20 protein-coding genes are annotated in these 23,935 nt (G+C 72.6%); 14 read left to right on the forward strand and 6 right to left on the reverse strand.

Annotated elements, in window-relative coordinates; genetic code table 11:
- Positions 1 to 16 precede the first annotated feature (16 nt).
- Both ACWD0A_RS03670 and ACWD0A_RS03675 read left to right on the forward strand, forming a co-directional pair.
- Positions 17 to 1,537, forward strand: coding sequence for an alpha/beta fold hydrolase (locus tag ACWD0A_RS03670; RefSeq protein ID WP_451294256.1), 1,521 nt, complete (start codon positions 17 to 19; stop codon positions 1,535 to 1,537).
- 173 nt (positions 1,538 to 1,710) lie between these two features.
- Complete coding sequence (locus ACWD0A_RS03675; protein WP_451294258.1) at positions 1,711 to 2,244, forward strand: VOC family protein; 534 nt, start codon at positions 1,711 to 1,713, stop codon at positions 2,242 to 2,244.
- 200 nt (positions 2,245 to 2,444) lie between these two features.
- Here the strand turns inward: ACWD0A_RS03675 and ACWD0A_RS03680 are convergent, their stop codons facing one another.
- Positions 2,445 to 4,082: an acyl-CoA synthetase gene (locus ACWD0A_RS03680; RefSeq protein WP_451294260.1), complete on the reverse strand. Its 1,638-nt coding sequence runs from the start codon at positions 4,080 to 4,082 to the stop codon at positions 2,445 to 2,447.
- A gap of 165 nt (positions 4,083 to 4,247) precedes the next feature.
- Between ACWD0A_RS03680 and ACWD0A_RS03685 the strand changes: the two genes are divergently transcribed.
- The 6 genes from ACWD0A_RS03685 (at position 4,248) to ACWD0A_RS03710 (ending at position 9,536) form a co-directional block, all read left to right on the forward strand.
- A complete protein-coding gene (locus ACWD0A_RS03685; RefSeq protein ID WP_451294262.1) occupies positions 4,248 to 5,057 on the forward strand; it encodes a crotonase/enoyl-CoA hydratase family protein in 810 nt (269 codons plus the stop codon).
- Positions 5,058 to 5,321: 264 nt separating this feature from the next.
- Positions 5,322 to 6,287 carry a Zn-ribbon domain-containing OB-fold protein gene (locus tag ACWD0A_RS03690; protein WP_451294264.1) on the forward strand — a complete coding sequence of 322 codons (966 nt, stop codon included), beginning with the start codon at positions 5,322 to 5,324 and terminating at the stop codon, positions 6,285 to 6,287.
- Positions 6,284 to 7,339 (forward strand): thiolase domain-containing protein, encoded by a 1,056-nt coding sequence (locus ACWD0A_RS03695; protein WP_451294266.1) that lies wholly within the window; start codon positions 6,284 to 6,286, stop codon positions 7,337 to 7,339. The genes ACWD0A_RS03690 and ACWD0A_RS03695 overlap by 4 nt, the downstream gene beginning before the upstream one ends.
- A gap of 1 nt (position 7,340) precedes the next feature.
- On the forward strand, positions 7,341 to 8,507 hold the full coding sequence (locus ACWD0A_RS03700) for a thiolase domain-containing protein (RefSeq protein ID WP_451294268.1): 1,167 nt from the start codon (positions 7,341 to 7,343) through the stop codon (positions 8,505 to 8,507).
- Positions 8,508 to 8,629: 122 nt separating this feature from the next.
- Complete coding sequence (locus ACWD0A_RS03705; RefSeq protein WP_451294581.1) at positions 8,630 to 8,845, forward strand: DUF397 domain-containing protein; 216 nt, start codon at positions 8,630 to 8,632, stop codon at positions 8,843 to 8,845.
- 49 nt (positions 8,846 to 8,894) lie between these two features.
- Positions 8,895 to 9,536: a CGNR zinc finger domain-containing protein gene (locus ACWD0A_RS03710; protein ID WP_451294270.1), complete on the forward strand. Its 642-nt coding sequence runs from the start codon at positions 8,895 to 8,897 to the stop codon at positions 9,534 to 9,536.
- 334 nt (positions 9,537 to 9,870) lie between these two features.
- Here the strand turns inward: ACWD0A_RS03710 and ACWD0A_RS03715 are convergent, their stop codons facing one another.
- Entirely contained in the window at positions 9,871 to 10,224 is a 354-nt protein-coding gene (locus ACWD0A_RS03715) for a hypothetical protein (protein ID WP_451294272.1), read from the reverse strand.
- 299 nt (positions 10,225 to 10,523) lie between these two features.
- Between ACWD0A_RS03715 and ACWD0A_RS03720 the strand changes: the two genes are divergently transcribed.
- The gene (locus ACWD0A_RS03720; RefSeq protein WP_451294274.1) at positions 10,524 to 11,024 is read left to right on the forward strand and encodes a hypothetical protein; all 501 of its coding nucleotides are present in this window, start codon (positions 10,524 to 10,526) and stop codon (positions 11,022 to 11,024) included.
- A 71-nt stretch (positions 11,025 to 11,095) separates the two neighbouring features.
- Here ACWD0A_RS03720 and ACWD0A_RS03725 read toward each other — a convergent pair whose 3' ends face one another.
- From ACWD0A_RS03725 to ACWD0A_RS03735, 3 genes are all read right to left on the reverse strand, one after another.
- Entirely contained in the window at positions 11,096 to 13,294 is a 2,199-nt protein-coding gene (locus tag ACWD0A_RS03725; RefSeq protein ID WP_451294276.1) for a terpene synthase family protein, read from the reverse strand.
- A gap of 183 nt (positions 13,295 to 13,477) precedes the next feature.
- Positions 13,478 to 15,493, reverse strand: a complete 2,016-nt coding sequence (locus tag ACWD0A_RS03730; RefSeq protein ID WP_451294278.1) for an N-acetylmuramoyl-L-alanine amidase — start codon at positions 15,491 to 15,493, stop codon at positions 13,478 to 13,480.
- 333 nt (positions 15,494 to 15,826) lie between these two features.
- Positions 15,827 to 16,948 carry an aminoglycoside phosphotransferase family protein gene (locus tag ACWD0A_RS03735; protein WP_451294280.1) on the reverse strand — a complete coding sequence of 374 codons (1,122 nt, stop codon included), beginning with the start codon at positions 16,946 to 16,948 and terminating at the stop codon, positions 15,827 to 15,829.
- 239 nt (positions 16,949 to 17,187) lie between these two features.
- On the opposite strand from ACWD0A_RS03735, the gene ACWD0A_RS03740 reads away from it, so the two are divergent.
- On the forward strand, positions 17,188 to 18,681 hold the full coding sequence (locus tag ACWD0A_RS03740; RefSeq protein WP_451294282.1) for a DNA-binding protein NsdB: 1,494 nt from the start codon (positions 17,188 to 17,190) through the stop codon (positions 18,679 to 18,681).
- A 166-nt stretch (positions 18,682 to 18,847) separates the two neighbouring features.
- Here ACWD0A_RS03740 and ACWD0A_RS03745 read toward each other — a convergent pair whose 3' ends face one another.
- Positions 18,848 to 20,290 carry a PP2C family protein-serine/threonine phosphatase gene (locus ACWD0A_RS03745; protein WP_451294284.1) on the reverse strand — a complete coding sequence of 481 codons (1,443 nt, stop codon included), beginning with the start codon at positions 20,288 to 20,290 and terminating at the stop codon, positions 18,848 to 18,850.
- 323 nt (positions 20,291 to 20,613) lie between these two features.
- Between ACWD0A_RS03745 and ACWD0A_RS03750 the strand changes: the two genes are divergently transcribed.
- From ACWD0A_RS03750 to ACWD0A_RS03765, 4 genes are all read left to right on the forward strand, one after another.
- Complete coding sequence (locus ACWD0A_RS03750) at positions 20,614 to 20,754, forward strand: hypothetical protein (RefSeq protein ID WP_451294286.1); 141 nt, start codon at positions 20,614 to 20,616, stop codon at positions 20,752 to 20,754.
- Positions 20,751 to 20,933, forward strand: a complete 183-nt coding sequence (locus tag ACWD0A_RS03755) for a hypothetical protein (protein ID WP_451294288.1) — start codon at positions 20,751 to 20,753, stop codon at positions 20,931 to 20,933. Before ACWD0A_RS03750 ends, ACWD0A_RS03755 begins: the two co-directional genes overlap by 4 nt.
- Before the next feature lie 281 nt (positions 20,934 to 21,214).
- Positions 21,215 to 23,389 carry an NAD-dependent DNA ligase LigA gene (ligA, locus tag ACWD0A_RS03760; protein ID WP_451294290.1) on the forward strand — a complete coding sequence of 725 codons (2,175 nt, stop codon included), beginning with the start codon at positions 21,215 to 21,217 and terminating at the stop codon, positions 23,387 to 23,389.
- A gap of 37 nt (positions 23,390 to 23,426) precedes the next feature.
- Entirely contained in the window at positions 23,427 to 23,927 is a 501-nt protein-coding gene (locus ACWD0A_RS03765) for a GNAT family N-acetyltransferase (RefSeq protein WP_451294292.1), read from the forward strand.
- Positions 23,928 to 23,935 lie beyond the last annotated feature (8 nt).

Below are 23,935 nucleotides of genomic sequence, written 5' to 3' on the forward strand. Positions count from 1 at the left end.
TGGCGATGATCACGCCATGGGGATCTTCCGCACGCACGACGGGACCGAGCTCGCCTACGACCTGCAGGGCGAGGGTGAGCCGCTGATCTGCCTGCCCGGCGGGCCGATGCGGGCCGCCGCCTACCTCGGCGACCTGGGCGGGCTCGGGGCACACCGTCGGCTGGTGCTGCTGCACCCGCGCGGCACCGGTGACTCCGCCGTCCCGGCCGATCCGGCGGGCTACCGCCGGGACCGTCAGGCCGACGACGTGGAGGCGCTGCGCGAGCACCTGGGCCTCGACCGCGTCGATCTGCTCGGCCACTCGGCGGGCGCCGGCCCGGCCCTGTACTACGCCACCCGCCACCCCGGGTGCGTACGGTCCCTGACCCTGGTCACACCCGACACGAGTGCCGTCGGCATCCCGGCCACCCCCGACGACCGCCGGGAAGCGGCGTTGCTCCGGTCGGCCGAGCCCTGGTACGAGGCCGGGATCGCCGCACTCGACGCACTGGGCAACGGACAGGAGTCCCCCGAGATCTGGGACGCCGTCCGGCCCTTCACCTACGGGCGATGGGACGAGGCCGCCCGAGCCCACGTCGCCGCCAGGGAGAGCCAGTTCAACTTCGGGGCCATCGAGCATTTCTACGCCGACGGCGCCCCCGGCCCCGCCACGGTCAGGGCCGCGCTCGCCGGTGTGCAGGCCCCGGTGCTCGTGCTCGCGGGCGAACTCGACGGCGGCCCCCGCCCCGCCCGTGCCGCCGAACTCGCCGCGCTCTTCCCGGACGGCCGCTGCGTCGTCCAGGCGGGCGCCGCGCACTTCCCGTGGCTGGACGACCCGGGCGCCTTCACCCGTGCCGTCGCCGCCTTCCTCGACCCGGACGTGCGCAGCGTGCAGGCGGGCGGCGTGCGACTGGCCTACCGCGTGTGGGGCCACGAGGACGCCCCGCCGGTCGTCCTGGCCCACGGCCGATGCGGCAACAGCGACCACTGGACGCACGTCGCCGAGCGGCTCGCCGCCACCCGCCGCGTGTACGCCGGCGACCTGCGGGGCCACGGCCTGAGCGAGTGGCCCGGCAGCTACGGATTCGCCGCCTTCCGGGACGACCTCGCCGCCTTCGTCACGGCCCTCGGCCTCGGGCCGGTCGATCTCGTGGGCCACTCGATGGGCGGCGCCGCCGCCCTGCTGCTCGCCGAGGAGAGGCCGGAGCTCGTACGCCGCCTGGTGGTCGAGGAGCCCCCGCCCCTGCAGCCGCTCGACCCGCCCAGGCCGCCGGCGGTCCGCCCCGAGGGGCCCCTGGACTTCGACTGGCCGCTCGTGCCCGCCACGGACGCCGAGCTGAACGAACCCGACCCCGACTGGTGGGACCGCCTGACGGAGATCAAGGCCGAGACCCTGGTGATCGCGGGCGGCCCGAGCAGCGGCATCGCCCAGGACCGGATCGCCGCGCTCGCGGCGCGCATCCCGGGCGCCCGCCTCGTCACCGTCGAGGCGGGGCACCTCGTCCACGAGACCGAGCCGGAGAAGTTTCTGGCCGCGCTGCAGAACTTCGGCATCTGACGCAGGCGCACGGGCCGGCCCCGGTCACGCACCGCATCGGCGCGTGACCGGTTGGTACGTACGGACCCAATGCGGCGGTGCCGGCCGGGCGCGGGGAGGTATTCCCGCGGATCCGGGGAACATGGCGAGGAGAAGTTGAATCCCGCAATCACCCCGAGGTGAAGGAGTCCGCGATGCCTCAGCCAGAGGGAGCCGCACTCGAGGCCGTCCGAGCCCGCCGCGAGGAACTGCGGCAGCGCTACCTGCGGGCCCCGGGCGACCGGCCCACGACCACCGCACGCGGAGTCCACCACGTGGCGTTCATCTGCCGCGACGTGGAGGAGACCATCCGCTTCTACCAGGAGTTCCTGGGCTTCCCGCTCGTGGAGATCGTGGAGAACCGTGACTACAGCGGTTCGACCCACTTCTTCTTCGACATCGGCAACAACAACCTGCTGGGGTTCTTCGACTTCCCCGGCCACGCACACCCTCCCGCCACGGAGACGATCGGCGGCGTGCAGCACATGGCCCTGTCGGTGGACGCGCAGCACTACACGGCCGCGCGCAAGAAGCTCGACGAGGCCGGTGTCGAGTACGTCGGGCCCGACCGGGGAGTCGAGGAGAGCCTCTACCTGCACGACCCCAACGGGGTGCCGCTCGAGCTGTACCAGGAGCGGCTCGGCATCTTCAACGGGGAGCAGATCCTCGACACCGTCGCCGACGACTGACCGCATGCGTTCCATCCTGAGGAAGGGCGGGGACGCGACCAGAAGAAGCCCCCCGCGGATTCGTCGCAGGGGGCCTTCTCATGGGCCTGCCGGAAACGAGGAACAGCAACCGCCGCCGGAGGAGCAGCAGCCATCAGCAGGCCACCCGCGGCCATCTCGCGGATGGCCCGCCGCCCGTTCCTGCCGGGGCCGGCTGCAGGTCAGTCGCGCGGCGCCGCCTCGTCGTCCGCGGCGGACGCCACCGCCCGTGCCCAGCGGTAGTCCGCCTTGCCGCTGGGCGATCGCTGGATCTCCTCCGTGATCACCAGCCGGCGGGGGATCTTGTAGCCCGCGAGACGGCCGCGGCAGTGCGACCGCAGGTCCTCCAGCGTCGGCGCGGCGGCTCCCGCGCGCGGTTGGACCACCGCTGCCACGCGGTTGCCCCACCTCCGGTCCGGAACCCCCGCGACCAGCGCGTCGTACACGTCCGGATGGGACTTGAGGGCCTGTTCGACCTCCTCCGGGTACACCTTCTCGCCGCCCGTGTTGATGCACTGGGAGCCGCGGCCCAGCACCGTCACGATCCCTTCCTCGTCCACCGTGGCCATGTCGCCGAGCAGCACGCACCGTTCCCCGCCGCGCTCGAAGAACGTCTCGGCCGTCTTCACGGGATCGTTGTAGTAGCCCAGGGGCGCATGGCCGCGCTGGGCGATGCGGCCCGGCTCACCCGGCTTCACCGGCTCGAACGTCGCCGGGTCCACCACCGCCGTACGGGCGTTGACGCGGAGCCGGAAGCCCCGCTCGGGCCCCGAGTCGTCGGTCGCCGTGCCGTTGAAACCGGACTCGGACGAGCCGAAGTTGTTCAGCAGCAGCACGTTCGGGGCGAGTGCCGCGAACTGGGCGCGCACCGTCTCCGACATGATCGCGCCCGAGCTGGAGACGCTGAACAACGACGACAGGTCGCAGCCCTTCAGCGGGCCGCTCAGCGCGTCGATCAACGGCCTCAGCATCGCGTCCCCGACCAGGGACACACTGGTGACCTTCTCCCGCTCGATCGTGCGCAGCACCTCGTGCGGCACGAACTTGCGGTGCAGGACGACCCGCTGGCCGAAGTTGAACCCGATGAACGCCGTGAGCGTCGACGTGCCGTGCATCAGCGGGGGAGTGGGGAAGAAGGTGATGCCGTCGCCGCCCGCGGCGACCCGCTCGGCCAGCTCCCCGGGCGACGACACCGGCTCCCCGGTCGGCGCGCCGCCCCCGAGACCCGAGAAGAACAGGTCCTCCTGGCGCCACATCACGCCCTTGGGCATGCCGGTCGTCCCGCCCGTGTAGATGATGAACTGGTCGTCCCCCGAGCGCGGCGCGAACCCCCGCCCGGACGACGCGGCCGCCTCGGCGTCGGCGAAGGGCACCGCGTCCAGCCGGGGCACACCCTCGGGCGGTGTGCCGACCCGCACCAGATGGCGGAGCCCCTCCGTACGGGGCAGGGCCCCGGCGACCCGCTCGGTGAACTCGGCGTCGAAGACGAGCGCCGCCAGGTCCGCGTCGCGGTAGAGATAGACCAGTTCCTCCTCCACATAGCGGTAGTTGACGTTCACCGGCACGATGCGCGCCTTGAGGCAGCCGAGCACGGTCTGCAGGTACTCGACGCCGTTGTACAGGTGCAGGCCCAGGTGCTCACCCGGCTCAAGGCCCGCGTCGAGCAGGTGGTGGGCGATGCGGTTGGCGGCTGCGTCGAGCCCGGCGTAGGTGAGGCGGCGCTCCGCGCCGGTGCCGGGGTGGTCGACGTACACCAGCGCCTCGCGGTCGGGAACCACGTCGACGACCGACTCGAACAGATCGGCAAGGTTGTACTCCACCGCTCCTCCTGTCCCCGGGAACTCGGCCCGGCCGTCATTAGAGCGCCGTGCGGTACAAGGGGGAAGGCCCACCGCACAACAAATCTGACTGATTGTCAGAAAACTCTTGAACTGGCACCCGGCCTGCTGCAACCTGTTCCAGGTCACCGGACGGGAGGCCCGCGCATGGGACGAGACGGCGGTACCGAACACCTCACCGTGCGGCGCGAAGGCGCCACACTGGTGCTCACTCTCAACAGGCCCGAGGCGAGGAACGCCCTGTCGATGGGGATGCTCGTCGGCCTGTACGACGGCTGGCTGCGGGCGGACGAGGACGACACCGTGCGCTCCGTCGTCCTCACCGGCGCGGGCGGCAGCTTCTGCGCCGGCATGGACCTCAAGGCGCTGGCCGGACAGGGCATGGAAGGACAGCGGTACCGGGACCGGATGAAGGCCGATCCCGATCTGCACTGGAAGGCGATGCTGCGCCACCACCGTCCCCGGAAACCGGTGATCGCCGCCGTGGAGGGCCACTGCGTGGCCGGCGGCACCGAGATCCTTCAGGGCACCGACATCCGCGTCGCGGGCGAAGGGGCGACCTTCGGACTCTTCGAGGTCCGCCGCGGACTGTTCCCGATCGGGGGCTCGACCGTACGGCTGCCGCGCCAGATCCCGCACACCCACGCCCTGGAGATGCTGCTCACCGGTCGCCCCTACAGCGCCGACGAGGCCCTGCGGATCGGACTCGTCGGCCGGGTCGTACCGGACGGCACCGCACTGGAGACCGCGCTCGGCATCGCCGAACAGGTCAACGCCTGCGGTCCGCTCGCCGTGGAGGCCGTCAAGGCGTCCGTCTACGAAACGGCTCACATGACCGAGGCGGAGGGCTTGGCCGCCGAACTGAAGAGAGGCTGGCCGGTCTTCGACACGGCCGACGCGAAGGAGGGCGCGCTGGCCTTCGCGGAGAAGCGCGCGCCGGTGTACCGCCGGACGTGACGTCTCCCCACCCCGCCCCTTCCCGTAACCGGGGGCTCCGCCCCCGGACCCCCGCGCCTCAATCGCCGGCCAGGCTGACTTTGTCAGCCCGTCTGGGGTCCCTCCCACGGCCGCCAGGCCGTAGGGGGAGATTGAGGACACCGCGCGAAGCGCGGTACGGGGTCCGGGGCATGCCCCGGTTCGGGAAGGGGCGGGGTGGGGAAACGGCCCCGCGCAGCGGCCCTGCCCGATCCGCCACCCCCCGCAACAAGGAGCCCGCCCCCCATGACCGCCACCCCCGCGCTCACCGCGCCCCTCGTCGTCGAGTTCCCCTTCACCCGTTCCCTCGGCCCCGTCCAGAGCGCCTTCCTCACCGGTCTGCGCGAGACGACCGTCCTCGGCGTGCGCACCGGCGACGGCAAGGTGCTCGTCCCGCCCGTCGAGTACGACCCCGTCACCGCCGACGAACTGCGCGACCTGATCGAGGTCGGAGCCACCGGCACCGTCACGACCTGGGCCTGGAACCCGGACCCCCGGCGCGGCCAGCCCCTCGCCACCCCCTTCGCCTGGGTGCTCGTCCGCCTCGACGGCGCCGACACCGCCCTGCTGCACGCCCTCGACGCCCCCGGTCCCGACGCCGTTCGCACCGGCATGCGGGTGCGCATCCGCTGGGCCGCGCAGCGCACCGGCGCCATCACGGACATCGCCTGCTTCGAGCCGCACGCCGGGGAGCCGCACGCTCCCGCGGCCGCCCGCCCGCACAGCGGTGTCTTCCCCGATCCCGTCACCGGCATCGTCGCGCCCGCCCGGCTCGACTACACCTACGCTCCCGGGCGCGCGCAGAGCGCCCACCTCACCGCGCTCGCCGAGCGCAGGATCGTCGGCGAACGCTGCCCGCGCTGCCGCAAGGTGTACGTCCCGCCCCGCGGCGCCTGCCCGACCTGCGGAGTGGCGACCTCCGAACAGGTCGAGGTCGGGCCCCGCGGCACGGTGACCACCTTCTGCGTCGTCAACATCAAGGCCACGCACACGGCGAACCTCGACATAGAGGTGCCTTACGTCTACGCGCACATCGCCCTCGACGGCGCCGACCTCGCGCTGCACGGGCGCATCGGAGGCATCCCGTACGACCAGGTGCGCATGGGCCTGCGCGTCGAACCGGTGTGGCGGGACGGCGCGCGGCACCCCGACCACTACCGGCCGGCCGGCGAACCCGACGCCGACTACGACACGTACAAGGAGCTGCTGTGACGCGGTACGCCAGGGACGTGGCCATCGTCGCCTTCGCGCAGACCGACCACCGGCGCCGCACGGACGACGTCTCCGAGGTCGAGATGCTGATGCCGGTCCTCCACGACGTCCTGACCCGCACGGGGCTGACGACGGGCGACATCGGCTTCACCTGCTCCGGTTCCAGCGACTACCTCGCCGGACGCGCCTTCTCCTTCACGATGGCCCTCGACGGAGTCGGCGCCTGGCCGCCGATCAGCGAGTCGCACGTCGAGACCGACGGCGCCTGGGCGCTGTACGAGGCGTGGGTGCAGCTCCTGACCGGCGAGGCCGACACCGCGCTCGTCTACGCGTACGGCAAGTCCTCGCCCGGCGACGTACGCGCGGTGCTGAGCCGTCAGCTCGACCCGTACTACCTTGCCCCGCTGTGGCCCGACTCCGTCGCCCTCGCCGCCCTCCAGGCGCAGGCGCTCGTGGACGCGGGCATCGCCGACGAGTCCGCCTTCGCCGCGGTCGCGACGCGCAGCCGTGCCGACGCGGCCGCCAACCCTCACGCTCAGCTCAAGGGCGAGCTTCCCGCCGGCGGGCACCTCGTGCGGCCGCTCAGGGCCGCCGACTGCCCGCCGGTCGGCGACGGCGCGGCCGCGGTGATCCTCGCCGCCGGCGACACGGCCCGCCGGCTGTGCCCCCGGCCTGCGTGGATACGCGGCATCGACCACCGCGTCGAGGCCCACGGGCTCGGAGTGCGCGACCTCACCGACTCGCCGTCCACGCGCCTGGCCGCCCGGCACGCGGGTGCGTTCGAGCGGCCCCTCGACACCGCCGAACTGCATGCTCCGTTCAGTTCGCAGGAGATCGTCCTGCGGCGAAGTCTCGACCTCGACGACAGCGTGAGGCTCAACCCGTCCGGCGGAGCGCTCGCCGCCAATCCCGTGATGGCCGCGGGCCTGATCAGGCTCGGCGAGGCAGCCGCCCGCATCCATCGCGGTGCGTCGGACCGGGCCCTCGCCCACGCCACGTCCGGCCCGTGCCTGCAGCAGAACCTGGTCGCCGTCCTCGAAGGAGAGACCTGACATGCCCCATGAGCCCGTGGCCGTCGTCGGCATCGGCCAGACCAAGCACGCCGCCGCCCGCCGTGACGTGTCCATCGCCGGACTGGTCCGCGAAGCCGCCCTGCGCGCGCTCGACGACGCCCAGCTGACCTGGGCCGGCATCGACGCCGTCGTCATCGGCAAGGCCCCGGACTTCTTCGAGGGCGTGATGATGCCCGAGCTGTACCTCGCCGACGCCCTCGGCGCCGTCGGCAAACCCCTGCTCCGCGTCCACACCGCCGGATCGGTCGGCGGATCCACCGCGCTCGTCGCCGCCGACCTGGTCGCCGCCCGTGTCCACCGCACGGTCCTCACGGTCGCCTTCGAGAAGCAGTCCGAGTCGAACGCCATGTGGGGCCTCTCGCTCCCGATCCCCTTCCAGCAGCCCCTCCTCGCCGGGGCCGGCGGCTTCTTCGCCCCGCACGTACGCGCCTACATGCGGCGCAGCGGCGCACCGGACACCATCGGCTCGCTCGTCGCCTACAAGGACCGCCGCAACGCGCTGAAGAACCCGTACGCCCATCTGCACGAACACGGCATCACCCTGGAGAGGGTCCAGGCGTCGCCCATGCTCTGGGACCCCGTGCGCTACTCCGAGACCTGCCCCTCGTCCGACGGGGCCTGCGCCATGGTCCTGACCGACCGCGCGGGCGCGGCCCGTTCCCCCGCGCCACCCGCCTGGATGCACGGCGGCGCCATGCGCAGCGAGCCGACGATGTTCGCGGGCAAGGACTTCGTCTCCCCCCGGGCCGGCAGGGACTGCGCCGCCGACGTCTACCGGCAGGCGGGCATCACCGACCCGCGCCGCGAGATCGACGCCGTCGAGATGTACGTCCCGTTCTCCTGGTACGAGCCGATGTGGCTGGAGAACCTGGGCTTCGCCGCCGAGGGCGAGGGCTGGAAGCTCACCGAGTCCGGTGCGACCGAGATCGACGGCGATCTGCCGGTGAACCCGTCGGGCGGAGTGCTGTCCACCAATCCCATCGGCGCCTCCGGAATGATCCGCTTCGCCGAGGCGGCGCTGCAGGTGCGCGGCCGGGCCGGGGAGCACCAGGTCGACGGCGCCCGCAAGGCGCTCGGCCACGCCTACGGCGGCGGGTCGCAGTTCTTCTCCATGTGGCTCGTGGGAGCGGAACCGCCCGCCGGCTGACGCGGCGCGCGGCGCGCGCCCCGCACCCTGTCCGTGACCGGGCGCCGTCGCTAGTCTGGCCCGGGAGCCGATGCGGGAGGAGCAGGGACGTGGCCGAGAGCACCACCACCACTACCACGCAGATGTTTTCGGGCTGGGACAAGCCGGAGCTCGATCTCAGCGGCGCCGACTGGCAGTCGGGCAGCCAGGGAGTGGGCGACGTCCAGATCGCCTTCGTCGAGGGCTTCATCGCGATGCGCAACGGCGGACGGCCCGAGAACCCGTCACTGATCTTCACCCCCGCCGAATGGCGCGCCTTCGTGCTGAACGCACGCGACGGCGAGTTCGACCTGACCTGAGCCACCCGGGCGGCGTGGGCCGTCCGGCAGCGGGGTTACGGTGGTCGGCATGGCCGCGCACGCTCACCCGCTCGTACTCGACCTCGCCCTCACGATCCGCCACGACGGATCCGGGGGCGTGGCCGACGATCTGGCGGAGACGGCGGGGCTGACCGAATGGGTCCGCCGGCACGCGGAGGAACTCGACGGTGCGGGGGCGGCCGGGGCGCCGATCCCGGAGCCGTTCCGCGCGGCGGCCTTCGTCGCCGACGAGGCGAGCCTGACCGCCGTGCGCGATCTGCGGACCGCCGTCCGGTCGCTGTTCGCCCGTGCCGTGCGGCCGGGCCTGCCGAGTCCCGCCGACGCACGGCTGCTGCTCCCCGAAGGCGAGGCCCTGGCACGGCTCAACGGCGCCGCGGCGACCGTGCCCGTCGTGCCGCGGCTCGAGTGGACCGACGGCACCGCTCCCGTCCTCGTGTCGCGCCCGACCGGGACGGTTCCGGCGCACGAGGCGCTGACCGCCGCCCTCGCCCGCGCCGCGATCGCCTTCCTCGTGAGCCCCGACCGCGAGCGGCTGCGAGCCTGCCACGCACCGCGCTGCGTGCGGTACTTCCTCAAGGAGCACCCGCGCCAGGAGTGGTGCAAGCCCTCGTGCGGCAACCGCGCGCGCGTCGCCCGCCACCACGAACGCCACCGGACGCTCACCTCCTGACCGCCCGGCCCGGAGCGTCCGCAGGACGCCCGCGCCGCGGACCGTGGCGCAGCGATGCCCGCGGGCCGAGCCCTGCCGGCTCACGCGGCGCCCGGCGCGCCGGCCGCAGGACGAGCCGGACCCGGCGCGGCGCCGTGCGGCGGTCGCGGAGATCCGGCGGAGGACGCTCCGCAGGGTGGCCCAGCCGCCGTTGGGCCGTGGGGCCCGGGCACGATGCCCCATGCGACGCGCGGGGAGACGACGTCGCCCCGGAGTCGTGACCCGCCGTCCCCGGCCCCGTCCCCCGCCCCGGCTCCAGGCTCCCGGCCCTGGCCCCCGGCCGCCGGCTCCCGCGTCACGCGGACGTGTGCGTCGCGTCGCGGGGCGGGCCCGCGGAGCCGTTGATCTTCTCGATGGCCTGGCGGGCGTGCTCACCCGGCGTGCGGGCCGCCAGCGACGAGACGGGCGACGCCACCGGCGGCAGGGGCGGGGCGGGATCCGTGGCCGGCTTGGCGCGCATCGCGGACCGGGTGCGCAGCCGGTGCCCCGCGGCCTCGTCCAGGCTCACCGGCCGCTGCATCCGGGCGGCGAGCCTGCCCGCCTCCTGACCGAGTGCCGCCACGTCCTCCCATGCCAGCCGGATCACGAGACGGAGCTCAGCCTCACCGTCGGGGAGGGCTTGCAGGTCGGGAGTGATGCGATCGTTCATGGGCTGATCCCTCACTGTCGGTACGGATCTCGTCGTCGCTGTGCCGGTCACGGACAACGGGTGCGCCCAGGGATACGGGCCCGAGGCCGTACGCGTTCAAGGCCGCCGGGGGCGGAGGGGCCGCGCCCGCGGCGACACGCGGCCCGCCCGCGGGCGAACGCGTCCCCGACCACGCGTGACAGGGCGCCGCGCCCGCGGCGACACGCGGCCCGCCCGTGGGCGAACGCGTCCCCGACCACGCGTGACAGGGCCCCCGCCCCGACTCGGCCGACCCCGCGCGGACACGTACCATGGCGGTTATGTCGTTTCTCCGCCGCCGCAGCGCCGCCACACCCGCGGGTCCGGACTTCGATGTCCTGGCCATGGACCCGGGCGACTGGCCCGGAAATCTCGGCGCCGGTCTGCTGCCCGCCCCCGACGGCAGCTGTCAGGGCGTCTTCCTGCGCTACGACCTGTTCGGCGGCCGCGGACCCGCGATGATCATCGGCAATCTCCCCGAGGGATCGCCCGCCCGCGAGGTCGAGGAGGGCGAGATCCCCTTCGAGGTCGCCCAGCTGCTCATCGCCCTGGAGAACGACGAGCCCGTCGAGGTCGTCGACGTCGAGGACACGCCCGTGATGCAGGGCGACAACCTCCTGATCGTCCGGCGCGTCAAGCTCACCGAAAGCCGCATCTCCTGCGTGCAGTTCGACCGCAGCGACAACGTGCTCGTCACGATCGCCAGCTGGGACCGCCCGATCACCGACGATCTGTACGCGCTGCTCAAGCCGCTCCCCGCGGAGCTCTTCCAGCAGGGCTGACACGCCCTCCACCGAACTGCCCCGGGCGGCGCGCCCCGGGCCGTTCCGCCGCCGCGGTGCCCGGCCCGCGGCTAGACGCGTACCTCCGCGCGCTGCGCGGGCAGACCCAGCCGGAAGGCCGACGTACCGAGCCCGGTGGGAGTGCCCAGCCGCCACGGCGCCGCACCCCCGCGCAAGTCCTCCTCACGGTAACGCCGCACGCTGCGGTGCCAGTTGAGAATGCCGGCGATCCAGTCCTCCAGTTCGCGCACATAGGCGCCCAGCGCCGCCCGGGCCTGCGCGTCCAGGGCCAAGTCCTCGCACAACAGAGGCAGTTCGTGCTCCTTGACGTGCAGGAACTCACGCAGCCGCGAGCGCATCAGCTCGGCCGTCATCGCGGCGGCCGTCGGGTAGTCGCAGTCGAAGAACTTCTGTACGACCAGGACGGCGTTGTGGACTTCGCCCTCGTACTCGATCTCCTTCTGGTACGAGAACAGGTCGTTGAGCAGACACGCGTAGTCCGCGGCGGAGTTCTCCAGACTGCGCAGCGGGCCGCTCGCACAGACCTCCGGCGGGAGCTCGCCCTCGTGGCGCAGCCGGGCGAGGCTCATCGTCAGGTCCGACCCGAACGTCAGGCGGCGCATCTCCATGTAGTCGACGGGGTCGGGCACGCGGTGCTGCGCCTGGTTGTGCAACTCCCACAGCCAGCTGTCCAGCATGACGTCGACCGCCCCGCGCAGGGTCTGCCGGGCACCGGGCGACATCGGCCCCGCCGTGCGCGCCCACAGGTCGGCGAGACTGCGCTCCATCGGGGCGACCGCGAGGGCGGCGCCCGCCTCCGGTTCGTCGACCGGCATGCACGCCTTCAGCCGCTCGTTCGACAGCCTCGCCCCCACGAGGTCACGCGCCCTGCCGTAGACCAGCGGGTAGTAGTCGTCGCCGTACGTCCCCCACGTCAGCCATTCGGCGCTGAGCTCCAGCTCCTCCGGCGTGGCGTCCGGGTCGAGGCCGGCCGAGCACAGCGCGAAGTCGAAACCGGAGAGCTTCGCCTCGTCCCAGATGTCGTTCAGCAGCCCCATACGGCCCGCCCAGGCCAGCGACCTGGCGCGCGCCTCGTCCAGGTGAGGGCTGAGCGTGAGCGGGAACGGCAGGTCGAACTCCGGCAGCCACGACGGCCCCACCTGCTCGGGGCGGTGCGTGAGCGTGCGCAGCCGAGCCCTCGCCGGGCGGCCGAACAGCGTCCTGATGTCGAGAGCCGACATGCCGAGCACCCCGTCGAGCGGCCCCGGCCGGGTCTCCACGCCCTCGTTCATGTAGCGACTGGAGCGCATGTGCCACTCGTGGCCGCCGGACTGCCAGTCCTGGAGCCCCTTGGCATAGGCGGCGATCGCCGCGCACTCCGCCGGGCTCAGCCCCTTCTCCACGCACAGGGCGGGCACCTCGGTGAGCGCGGTGTTCTCGAACTGCTGGACGCGGGAGGTCAGCAGGTCGTTGACCGCCTCCGCCGCCTCCTGTGTCGTGCAGCCGAGGAAGGTCTCCAGGACCAGCACCCCGTTGCTGTTCTCGCCCTCCTCCTCCACCTCACGCTGGTACGAGAACAGGTCGTTGCGCAGGTGCACCGCGTCCGAGAACGTGTCGCGCAGGACCCGCAGCGGGCGCGAGTGCGCGACGGCCTTGGGGACCTCGGCGCCGGCCGCGTACTCCACGAGGCCGGCCGACCAGGGGGCGCCGCCCACCTTACGGCGCATCTCGATGTACTCGAGAGGGTTCGCGATCCGGCCCTCGTTGATGTTGGAGAGCTCCCACATCGACTCGTTGAGCAGGTTCTCGGTGGCGCGTGCGAAACGGGCGCGCCAGTCGGGCGACATGGCGGGCACGGTGCGTGCCCACAGATCGGCGAGTCCCGCCTCGACCGGGTTCGTCGGCTCGGGCGTCCCACGGGACGGGTCCATCGGCATGAACGCCGGCAGCCGGTCGAGGTACGCCTTGCCGCCCGCCCTGTCCTGAGTGCGCTTGAAGACCTCCAGGAAGTGGTCGTCGAAGAAGAAGACCCACACGTACCAGTCGGTGATCAGACTCAACGCCTCCGCGGTGCAGTCCGGATGCGTAAAGGCGCACAGCAGCGCGTAGTCGTGGGCCGCGAGGTCGCTCTCCTCCCAGATGCCGGACCCCTCCAGCATCCCCATGTGCCGTGCCCACTGCGTCGTGTGCTGCCGTGCCCCCTCCACATGCGGGTTGAGCCGTGCGGGATGGGGCACGTAGAAGTCCGGCAGTTCGAAGGGCTGTGCCATAGGAGTCGGGGGCCTTTCGGTGAGCAGCCGCGCACGGGGCGCGGACCGGCGTGGTCGGCCCAGCTCTACCCCCCGCTCAATGGGTGCACGCGCCCGGGCGATTAGTCGTACAAGCCCTCAAAACGGGAGCAGGGTGTCGCCGGACCCCACGACCGGTGACACCCCGCAGTTCGCCGCCCGGCGCTACCGGGCCGTCACCTCCACGTCGGACGCCTTCACGAACGCCACCCGGTGCCCGAACTGGACCTCGTAGTACATCTCCTGGCCCCGCACCACCCGGTGTCCGGCCGTGTCGAACGTCGTCGCGTACAGGTACTCGCCCGGCAGCCGGTCACCGACCACGTACTCCTGGCCCGCTCGCAGCTTGTACGGCAGGGGCGAGACCGGCTGCACCGGCACCCCTGCCGGATAGGCCGACGCCTCCGGGTACGCCCGCCCGTACACCGGCACCTCGGCGAGCCCGTCCCTCGGTGTCAGCACCTGAGCCCGCGCGGGCACCGCCGTCGGCTCCGTCCGCGGATTGTGGAACCACGCCTTCTGGCCCAGGTACCAGATCGCCGTCCAGTCGCCGTCGCGGCCCGCCACCGCGTACTGCTGTCCCGTCGAGGCCCGCGCACCGGTGTCGTTCACGCCGGTCGTCGAGTCCTGACCGCCCGGCCGCAGCCCGATGTCCTTGACCAGCGGTGCGCTCTCGCTCGGCGCGGTGTGCAGCCGGACCGCGCCCGAACCGTGCGGCGTGCACGCCTCTCCCCCAGCCTCCGGCCGGGGGGACCCCCATCTCGCTTCGCTCGCCTTCGTGCAGCCCGTGTAGAGGGGCCGGTTGGCGTCGTAGTCGGGCCGGATGGTGACCACCGGGCTGTCCGGACCCGCCTCGGGCGTGAACGGCCGGCCCAGCAGCGTGAAGTAGTGCGCCCAGTCCCAGTACGGCCCGGGGTCGGTGTGCATGCCCCTGATCGTGGCCGTCGTCGTCCCCGGCACGTTGTCGTGGCCCAGGATGTGCTGACGGTCCAGCGGCACGTCGAACCGGTGGGCGAGGTAACGCACCAGCCGCGCCGAGGTGCGGTACATCGCCTCCGTGTACCAGGCATCGGGGGACACCAGGAACCCCTCGTGCTCCAGACCCACCGACTTGGCGTTCACGAACCAGTTCCCGGCGTGCCAGGCCACGTCCTTGAGCGGCACGTGCTGGGCGATGTGCCCGTCCGAGGAGCGCAGCGAGTACTGCCACGACACGTACTGCGGGTTCTGCACCAGCCTCAGAGTGGTGTCCCACGTGGCCTCGGTGTCGTGGATGACGATGTACTCCACCGACTGCGACGCCGGCCGATCCGCCTTGTCGTGGTTGCCGTAGTCGCCCTGGCCGAACTCCTCGTACGGCGCCGGGATCCATTCGCAGGCCACCGAGTTCGGGCACTCCGTCCGGGCCGCGTCGGCGCTGCGCAGACCGAGGTCCGCCACCTGCGCACGGTCCGGCGCCACGCCGGGATCGGCCGCGAGCACCATGCGCTGACCGCTGTCCGTCGTGCGGGCCTGGCCCGTGCGGATCACGTCGAACACGTCGTCGGCGTACGTCGTCGCCGTCGCCACGTCGTCCGCACCCGAGAACCGCGCCACCGCGCCGTACCACTGCGCCGGATCGTCGCTCGGCGGACGGCCCAGCGACTTCTGCGCGTCGGCGAGCAGCGCCGCGCCGCCGCGCACGTTCGCCGCCGGGTTGTCGCGCAGTTCCCCGGGGTCGATGCCGGACACCTGCGCCGCCCGCTCCAGCGTGCGCAGCCGCGGCGGCAGCGCCGCCGTCTCCGGCAGCGCCGCGTCGTCCACCGCGCGCACCGCACGCGCGTCGTCACCCCGCGCGTCCTCCGCGCCGTGCGAATGGTGCGGCGCCTCGGCCAGCGCGGTCCGCGCATCGGTCAGATGCATGGGGCCGTAGCCCCCGGTCACGCTGGCGGCCCCGCCGTGCGCGTCCCAGCGGGACTGCAGGTACGACACGCCGAGCAGCACGCTCTGCGGCACGTCGAACTCATCGGCGGCCGCCGCGAATTCACCTTGCAGCGCGGAGGGGGAAGGGCGCACGTCGGCGGTCGCCGACGGCCCGGAGGGGAGCAGGGGCAGGAGCAGCGCGGCAGCGGCCACCGCCGCGCCCGCTGTCCACGCCTGCCGGCGGGTGCTTCTGGAACGCGCGAGGGCGAATCCTTGCAAGGCAGCCTCCCAGGACGGATGGTGCGCGGCCGGACCGTTAAGGGGTATCGGCTTCCGGACGATCCGTCAATCATGCTCCGGCGCGGGGAATTTGCACGTCATCCCACGTGTCGGCGAGTTTCGCGACGGCAGTACGCGGGCCTGCGGCGTGTCAGTGGCGTGGACCGATGTCCGGGCTCGCCCGGCCCCCGGACCATCACGGGACACGCGTCCCCCGAGGGGCGCACGGCACTCGAACGGAGCAGGGCGGTGGAGGCGATGGGCCCACGACAGCGCGTTGCGCGCCCGGTGTTCGACACCGGGCGCGCAACGCGCTTCCCCCTCGTCCGGCGGTCAGCGGGTGCCGACCGCCGCGCGCACGGCCCTGCGGGCCAGTGCGCAGTCGTCGTGCAGTCGGCGCAGCAGCAGCCGCTGCTCCTCCCCGGCCGCGAGCCCCGTCGCAGGCGCCTGGCCCCCGACGACGGGCGGCGCCTCCCGCATCGTGCGCTGCACGGCCGTCTCGTACGTACGGATCTCCCGCGTCAGCACGAGCATCAGATTCACCAGGAACGCGTCCCGTGCCGCCGTCCCGGCCTGCTGGGCCAGCTGGCTGATCTGACGGCGTGCCACCGGCGCGTCCCCGAGGACCGCCCACAGCGTGGCCAGGTCGTACCCGGGCAGGTACCAGCCCGCGTGCTCCCAGTCCACGAGGACCGGACCGGTGGGGGAGAGCAGGATGTTCGACAGCAGCGCGTCACCGTGGCAGAACTGGCCCATGCCCTGCCGGCCGCCCGCCTGGGCGAGACCGTGGAGCAGCTTCTGCAGGTCGCCGAGGTCCCGGTCCGTGAACAGCCCCAGCTCGTGATAGCGGGAGATCCGCGAGCCGTAGTCGAGCGGCGCGTCGAACATCCCGGCGGGCGGCCGCCACGAGTTGAGCCTGGCGACGGCTCCGAGCGCCGCCCGCACGTCCGCCCTCGGCGGCGCCTCGAGAGGATGCCGGGCGAGAGCCGCGGGGCGGCCGGGCATCCGCTCGATCACCAGCGTGCAGTTCTCCGGGTCTGCGGCGATGAGCCGGGGAACCCGGACCGGCGGCCGGTGCCGCACGAACGCACGGTAGGAAGCTATTTCGTGGCGCAGGGACTCCGCCCACGCGGGAGAGTGGTCCAGTAAGCACTTGGCGACCGCGGTGGTACGCCCTGTCGTTCCGACGATGAGCACGGAACGTCCGCTGCGGCGCAGCACCTGCACCGGATTGAACTCCGGGCAGATCCGGTGCACCGACGCGACAGCCTTGCGCAGCTGTGCGCCCTGAGGGCCGGACAAGTCGATTCTCCCGCTGACGGGGTGGCCGACCGCACCGGCGGGCATGCGTGCCCGGCCGGCGTGGGCGGGGGCGAGGTACGGTCCGGAGCCGGCCGGGACAGCCGGACGCTGCGGCCGGGGCGGGGCGGACACGGAGGACGATGCTGTGTACATGGGAGATACAGATCCCTTCGTGTGCCGACAAGTTGCGTGCGCTGCCCCGCTCCGGACGTACCGGAGGCAACACCCTGGGGAATGTGCCCCTGGCAGCCGGAGCGAGGTGGCGCGTTCCTACCTGACACCGGGCCGCGGGTGGCACACCATCTGGCGGACCCTGGCGAACCCTGGCGAATGGTCGCCGGCCCCATGACAGCGGGTTACTGTCAACTCAGCCGAGAACCTGGGGGCTTGACGTGAGCGGAGAACCCAACACCCGCCTGAGCGACCTGTTCGGCCTGGCCGGCTGGTCCAAGGGCGAACTCGCGAGACTCGTGAACCGGCAGGCGGCGGCCATGGGCCACCCCCAGCTGGCGACCGACACCTCGCGCGTACGGCGCTGGATCGACATGGGCGAGTCCCCGCGCGATCCCGTGCCGAAGGTGCTGGCGGCCCTGTTCACCGAGCGACTCGGTCGTGTCGTGACCATCGAGGACCTCGGGTTCGTACGGAGCGGGCGAGCGGGGAAGCGGCGGGACGTCCAGGGCACTGACAACCCTGACGGTCTGCCGTGGGCGCCCGACCGTACGGCTGCGGTCCTCACCGAATTCACGGGAATGGACCTCATGCTCAACCGACGCGGCCTGGTGGGCGCCGGCGCGGCACTCGCCGCGGGCTCAGCACTCAGCAGCGCCATGCACGACTGGCTCAAGACCGAACCCGGCACCTCCCAGAATCCCGCCTTCACCTACGATCCGCTGCACGCCGACCCCGTTGGGTACGACCGCTACGAGGCCGCCCCCATCGGGTCGCAGGAGATCGACGCACTGGAGCGCTCTGTCGAAGTGTTCCGCGCCTGGGACGCCGCCCGCGGCGGCGGACTGCAGCGCAAGGCGGTCGTGGGCCAGCTGAACGAGGTGGGCGGCATGCTCGCCTACCGCCACCCCGACCACCTCCAGCGGCGCCTGTGGGGCGTCGCCGCCAATCTCGCCGTCCTCGCGGGCTGGATGTCCCACGACATCGGCCTGGAGCCCACCGCCCAGAAGTACTTCGTCATCGCCGCGCACGCGGCGCGCGAGGGCGGCGACCGCCCCCGCGCCGGCGAAGCACTGTCCCGTGCCGCCCGCCAGATGGTGCACCTGGGCCGGCCCGACGACGCCCTGGACCTGATGAAGCTCGCCAAGGCGGGCTCGGGGGAGCAGACCCTGCCCCGTACCCAGGCCATGCTGCACACCATCGAGGCGTGGGCGCAGGCGTCCATGGGGCGCGGGCAGGCCATGCGCCGCACCCTCGGTGAGGCCGAGGAGCTCTTCGTCTCCGACAAGTCCGATGTGCCGCCGCCGAGTTGGATGCAGATGTTCGACGAGGCGGACATGCACGGCATGCAGGCGCTCGCGTACCGCACGCTGGCCGAGCACGACCCGTCGGCCGCGAGCATCGCCCAGCGGCACGCCAAGCAGGCGCTCCAGCTGCGCGAGGGCGGGCGTCAGCGCTCCAAGATCTTCGACTACATCTCGCTGGCATCGGCGTGCTTCATCGCCGACGACCCGGAGCAGGCCGACCGTTACGCCAGGCTCGCGCTGGTGTCGATGGGGGAGACCTCCTCGCACCGGACGTGGGACCGGCTGCGCGAGATGTACCGGCTCACCGGGCAGTACGCGGGCTATGCGAAGATCGAGGACCTGCGCGAGGAGATCCAAGTGGCGCTTCCCGCCGCCCCGTCGACGAAGCGCAGAAGCACGCGGATCTGACACGGCAGGAGCTGGCAACCAGCGGGCCCGACGGCGGGAGTGCGGAAGCCTTCCTGCGTGACGGCGCTCGTGGCCGACGGCGGTTGTGCCGAAGCCTCCGCCCCTGACTGCGGGTGCGACGTCTCCGGAAAGGCGGCCGGCCCAGGAGGCATCCACCTCGCCCGTCCTACGCGTTCACCTTCGCCACCAGCACACAGGCGTCGCCTTGGCGCTCGCCCTGACCGAATTCCTCCACCACGACCCTGACGCCTTCCTGTGCGTCACGCGTCCCGGTGAGCCGTGCTGCCAGTGCCGTCAGCCGGTCCGCCGCAACCTCGGCGTGCTGGGGTCCCGAGCTCGTACGCGTCAGCCCGTCGGTGTGCAGGACCAGCATGTCGCCCGGCTGCAGGGTCAGTTCGCCCTGCTCGTACGACGCACCGCTGGTGGCTCCCAGCAGCACCCCGTCGAGCCTCGACAGCGCGCGCCCCGTCCCGTCGCGGAACAGCAGCGGGGTGGGGCGTCCGGCCTGTGCCCAGGTCACCACGCGAGTGGCGGGGTCGTAGCGGCAGCACACCGCGCTGCCCAGAGCGGACTGGGTGGAGGTGTCCAGCAGCCGGTTCAGATGGGCCATGAGCTGTCCCGGGCGGACGCCCGCCACGGCCATGCCCCGCAGCGCCCCCAGCAGCATGGCCATTGACGACGTCGCCGCCACTCCGTGACCGGTGAGGTCGCCGACGCCCAACAGCGACGCTCCGTCGGGCAGTTGCAGCGCGTCGTACCATTCGCCGCCGATGAGGGCGCCGTCGGGCGAGGGAAGGTAGTGCGCGGCGATGTCCAAGGACGTGGGGCTGCCGGACGGGAACTGGAGCGGGCCGCGCCACGACGGCAGCACGGCCTCCTGCATCTCGACGGCGAGCCGGCGCTCGGTCCGCTCGATGTGCCGGCGCCGTTGCAGCGAGTCCCGGGTCTCACGCACCGCCCGCTGGCTGCGCCGCAGTTCGCTGACGTCGCGGAGGACGGCCCACATGGAGGCCGTCGAGCCGTCGGCGTCGAGGACCGGCTCGCCCATCATGTGCACCGTGCGGACGCGCCCGTCGGGCCGCACCATGCGGAACTCGCCGTCGATGGGCCGGCCGTCGACCAGGCAGTCCGTCACCATCGCCGTGAGAAGCGGCTGGTCCTCGGCGAACACGACCGAGGGCAGCTCGTCCAGGGACATGGGTCCGGCCGCGGGGTCGCGGCCGAGGATCTGGTACAGCTCGTCGGACCAGCTCACCTCGTCGGTCAGCAGGTTCCACTCCGCGCTGCCGACCCGGCTGAGCAGCGAGCCGCTCCCGGCCGCGCTGTCCGCCTCGTACTCGGCGAGCTCGTCGGCGAACGCATCGGCCGTCGTGGGCGGCAGACCCTCCTTGAGCTGGTCCAGGTGCGCGCCCAGGTCGTCCAGGTGATGGACGGCGAGATCGTAGAGCGCGCGCTGCCATCGTCCCTGCGGGTCGTCGTCGGCGCCCACCGTGTCCTGGCGCACCGCGTCCACGTCGCCGCGCAGTCTGCGGGTGCGGGTGATGAGGGCGTCGACGGCGCCACGCTCGGGCGGCTGGGCGGGACGGTCCGCGAACACATGGGACGGCATGTCGAACTCCGATACAGGCGCGGCCACAAGCCAGGACTGATACAGGGACCGGATACGACTGTTGCACAGGCGGCGACAGGCCGTAAGCCATTTGGCAACACTCGATCCGGTGGTGCTTTTGGCATATGCCAGCGGCTTTCCGGTCCTTCGTCCTCCTGTTCGGACGGCTCCTGTTGCAGCGTACCCGCATGGGCACGCGGTATCCGTGGCTGATGTGATGCGTGTGACGGAAGCCGCCTCGCGTGGTCATGGCATATGCCCGTGGCCGGAAGCGGTCGCGGCGTGCGACGCCGAGCGGCGACCGGGAAGAGGAAGGGGACACGATGAGCGTGGTTCTGCGGGCCGGTGCCACAGCGACCGCGGCGCCGCTCGTGCTGCGGCCCTGGCGCGAAGAGGACGTCACCGCCCTCGTGGAGGTGTACCGGGGGGACGAACTCCTTCGGCTCTACACCGAGTTCCGGTGAACAGCGTCGAGGACGGGTTCCGCCGGCTCGACGTGCGGCGGCGCGGCTGGGAGACCGGTAGGTGTCTCGGATTCGCCGCGTTCGAGGAACTGTCCGGCGGGACCGAAGGGCGGCTCGTCGCGAATGTCGCGCTCAGGCGCCCGGAGGCCGGCGCGCCTGCCGCCGAAGTCGGGTACTGAACCGCGCCGGCCGCCCGAGGACGGGGCGTCGCGCCCACGGCGCTCGAGGCGCTGACGGACTGGGCCTTCCGCACGTTCGGGCCCGAGGGCCTGAGCCGACCGGAGCTGCTGCACAGGCCGACAACACCGCGTCCTGCCGGGTGGCGGAGAAATGCCGATTCCTCTACGAGTCGACTCTTCCGGCCCGGCCGCCCTTCCCCGAGGACGGGCATCTGCACGTCCGCCGGGCCCCCGGCGCCGGGCCGCGGGCGTTGTCAGTGGTGGGCGGCAGTATGTGAGGCATGACGACATCACCTGCCGTTTCCGCTGTTCCTGCCGCCGGTACCGCTCCCGCCGCGATCATCGCCGATGCCGCTCCCGCCGCGGCCATCGCCGATGCCGCGGCGTACGCCGAAGCGGTCGAGACAGCGGCCAAGGCCGCCGCCGCGTACTACGGGACGGGGGAGTCCACCCTCGACGACGACGCGTACGACCGCCTGGTGCGCGGCATCGCGGCCTGGGAGGCCGGTCACCCCGACGAGATCGCGGCCGGCTCTCCGACCGGCAAGGTCGCGGGCGGAGCGGTCACCGGCGATGTGCCGCACACGGTTCCCATGCTGTCCCTGGACAACGTGTTCTCGGCCGAGCAGCTCGTGGCCTGGACGGCATCGGTCGAGCGGCGAATCGGCAGGCCCGTCGAGGAGTGGAGCGTCGAGCCCAAGCTCGACGGCCTCGCCGTCGCCGCGCGGTACGAGGAGGGCAGGCTCATCCGGCTCGTCACCCGAGGTGACGGCACCGCCGGTGAGGACGTCTCGCACGCGATCGGCACCGTCGTCGGCCTCCCCGACCGGCTCACCGAAGCCGTGACGCTGGAGATCCGCGGCGAGGTCCTCATGACGAACGACCAGTTCGAGCAGGCCAACACGGCCCGTACGGAGCACGGCGGAGCGCCCTTCGCCAACCCGCGCAACGGCGCGGCGGGGACCCTGCGCGCCAAGGACCGCCCGTACACGGTGGAGATGACGTTCTTCGGCTACGGGGCCCTGGCACTGCCCGCCACAGGACCGGAGTCCGCGGGCCGCCTGGCGGAGTGGTCGCACAGCCGGATCATGGGCTACGTCGCGGACCTCGGCGTGCACACCGCCGCCGGCACCGTGGTCGCGCCGCGGACGCTGAGGACGACCGAGGAGATCCAGGCCCGTATCGAGGAAATCGCCGCGGCGCGTCCGGACCTGCCCTTCGGCATCGACGGCATCGTCGTCAAGGCGGACCGCGCGGCCGACCAGGCCGCCGCGGGCTCCGGATCACGGGCGCCCCGCTGGGCCGTCGCGTACAAGCTGCCCGCGGTGGAGAAGGTGACCACGCTGCTCGGCGTCGAGTGGAACGTCGGCCGCACCGGCATCATCGCGCCCCGCGCCGTGCTGGAGCCGGTGGAGATCGACGGCTCCACCGTCACATACGCGACCCTGCACAACCCCGCCGACATCACCCGGCGTGATCTGCGCATCGGCGACCGCGTCATGGTCTACAAGGCGGGCGACATCATCCCCCGCATCGAAGCGCCCGTCGCCCACCTGCGCACCGGGGACGAGCAGGCCATCACGTTCCCCGAGGTCTGCCCGCAGTGCGGGGCGGACATCGACACGTCCGAGCAGCGCTGGCGGTGCGTGCGCGGCAGGAACTGCCGGGTCGTCGCCTCCGTCTCCTACGCCGCCGGGCGCGACCAGCTCGACATCGAGGGACTCGGCGGCACCCGCGTCGTCCAGCTCGTCGACGCCGGTCTCGTCACGGACTTCGCGGACCTCTTCTCGCTCACCCGGGACCAGCTGCTGGAGCTTGACCGCATGGGCGAGACCAGCACCGACAATCTGCTCGCGGCCATCGCGACGGCGAAGTCCCGCCCTCTGTCACGGGTGTTCTGTGCCCTGGGTGTGCGGGGCACGGGCCGCTCCATGTCCCGGCGCATAGCCCGCCACTTCGCGACGATGGAGCAGATACGGGCCGCGGACGCCGACGCTCTGCAGCAGGTCGAGGGCATCGGCGTGGAGAAGGCGCGCACTGTCGTCGCCGAACTCGCCGAGCTGGCCCTGCTGATCGACCGGCTCACCGCCGCCGGCGTCAACATGACCGAGCCCGGCGCGACCCCGCCCACCGGACGGGCTGAGGCGGACGCGGGGAGCGGCGAGAGCGACGGCGCGGACCTCGGCGCCGCCGCGGAGGCAGGGCCCCTGGAGGGGATGACGGTCGTCGTCACCGGCGCGATGACGGGCCCCCTGGAGAAGCTGTCGCGCAACCAGATGAACGAGCTCGTCGAGCGCGCGGGATGCAAGTCGTCCTCCAGTGTCTCCCGGCGCACCTCGCTCCTGGTCGCCGGGGAAGGCGCGGGCTCCAAGCGGGACAAGGCCGAGCAGCTCGGCACCCGGATCGCCACGCCGGACGAGTTCGCCGCGATGGTCGCCGGGTTCCTCGACACGTGAGCCCGAGGGGCTGCCAGGGGCGTGTCATACTCGTCCTATGAATGAGCCCCTTACCGTCACGGCTCGCGCTCCGGGCGGCAGGCGGCGCCGCGAGGCGGTACGGATCGTCCGGGCGACCGCGCGGGACGCCGGGCGGCTGACCCGTATGGTGCGCGGTTCCCGTGCCTACAAGGGCCATTACTCGGCCATGGTGGCCGGATATCGCGTCGGCCCCGACTACATCGAGTCGCACGGCGTGCATCTCGCGGTCGGCGACGAGGGCCGGCTGCTCGGCTTCTACGCCCTCGTCCTGTCGCCGCCCGAGCTGGACCTGATGTTCGTCGCCGACGACGCGCAGGGCCTCGGTATCGGGCGGCTGCTCGTCGCCCACATGAAGGACCGGGCCCGCGAGGCCGGCGTCGGATCCGTCCGCGTGGTGTCCCATCCGCCCGCCGAGGGCTTCTACCTGAGTGTGGGCGCCCGCCGGACGGGCACGGTGCCGGCCGCGCCCCCGGCGGTGCTGTGGGACCGGCCGGAGCTGCTGTTCACGGTGGAGTGACCACGTGC

It is taken from the genome of Streptomyces sp. NPDC002867 (assembly GCF_053591895.1).

What these genes read in the sequence shown, in the direction of transcription:
- ligA (WP_451294290.1), top strand. Translation starts at nt 21,215, where the DNA reads ATGACGACATCACCTGCCGTTTCCGCTGTTCCTGCCGCCGGTACCGCT.
- ACWD0A_RS03745 (WP_451294284.1), bottom strand. Translation starts at nt 20,290, where the DNA reads ATGCCGTCCCATGTGTTCGCGGACCGTCCCGCCCAGCCGCCCGAGCGT.
- ACWD0A_RS03725 (WP_451294276.1), bottom strand. Translation starts at nt 13,294, where the DNA reads ATGGCACAGCCCTTCGAACTGCCGGACTTCTACGTGCCCCATCCCGCA.
- ACWD0A_RS03705 (WP_451294581.1), top strand. Translation starts at nt 8,630, where the DNA reads ATGTTTTCGGGCTGGGACAAGCCGGAGCTCGATCTCAGCGGCGCCGAC.
- ACWD0A_RS03710 (WP_451294270.1), top strand. Translation starts at nt 8,895, where the DNA reads ATGGCCGCGCACGCTCACCCGCTCGTACTCGACCTCGCCCTCACGATC.
- ACWD0A_RS03685 (WP_451294262.1), top strand. Translation starts at nt 4,248, where the DNA reads ATGGGACGAGACGGCGGTACCGAACACCTCACCGTGCGGCGCGAAGGC.
- ACWD0A_RS03765 (WP_451294292.1), top strand. Translation starts at nt 23,427, where the DNA reads ATGAATGAGCCCCTTACCGTCACGGCTCGCGCTCCGGGCGGCAGGCGG.
- ACWD0A_RS03670 (WP_451294256.1), top strand. Translation starts at nt 17, where the DNA reads ATGGGGATCTTCCGCACGCACGACGGGACCGAGCTCGCCTACGACCTG.
- ACWD0A_RS03720 (WP_451294274.1), top strand. Translation starts at nt 10,524, where the DNA reads ATGTCGTTTCTCCGCCGCCGCAGCGCCGCCACACCCGCGGGTCCGGAC.
- ACWD0A_RS03700 (WP_451294268.1), top strand. Translation starts at nt 7,341, where the DNA reads ATGCCCCATGAGCCCGTGGCCGTCGTCGGCATCGGCCAGACCAAGCAC.
- ACWD0A_RS03750 (WP_451294286.1), top strand. Translation starts at nt 20,614, where the DNA reads ATGAGCGTGGTTCTGCGGGCCGGTGCCACAGCGACCGCGGCGCCGCTC.
- ACWD0A_RS03690 (WP_451294264.1), top strand. Translation starts at nt 5,322, where the DNA reads ATGACCGCCACCCCCGCGCTCACCGCGCCCCTCGTCGTCGAGTTCCCC.
- ACWD0A_RS03715 (WP_451294272.1), bottom strand. Translation starts at nt 10,224, where the DNA reads ATGAACGATCGCATCACTCCCGACCTGCAAGCCCTCCCCGACGGTGAG.
- ACWD0A_RS03735 (WP_451294280.1), bottom strand. Translation starts at nt 16,948, where the DNA reads ATGTACACAGCATCGTCCTCCGTGTCCGCCCCGCCCCGGCCGCAGCGT.
- ACWD0A_RS03675 (WP_451294258.1), top strand. Translation starts at nt 1,711, where the DNA reads ATGCCTCAGCCAGAGGGAGCCGCACTCGAGGCCGTCCGAGCCCGCCGC.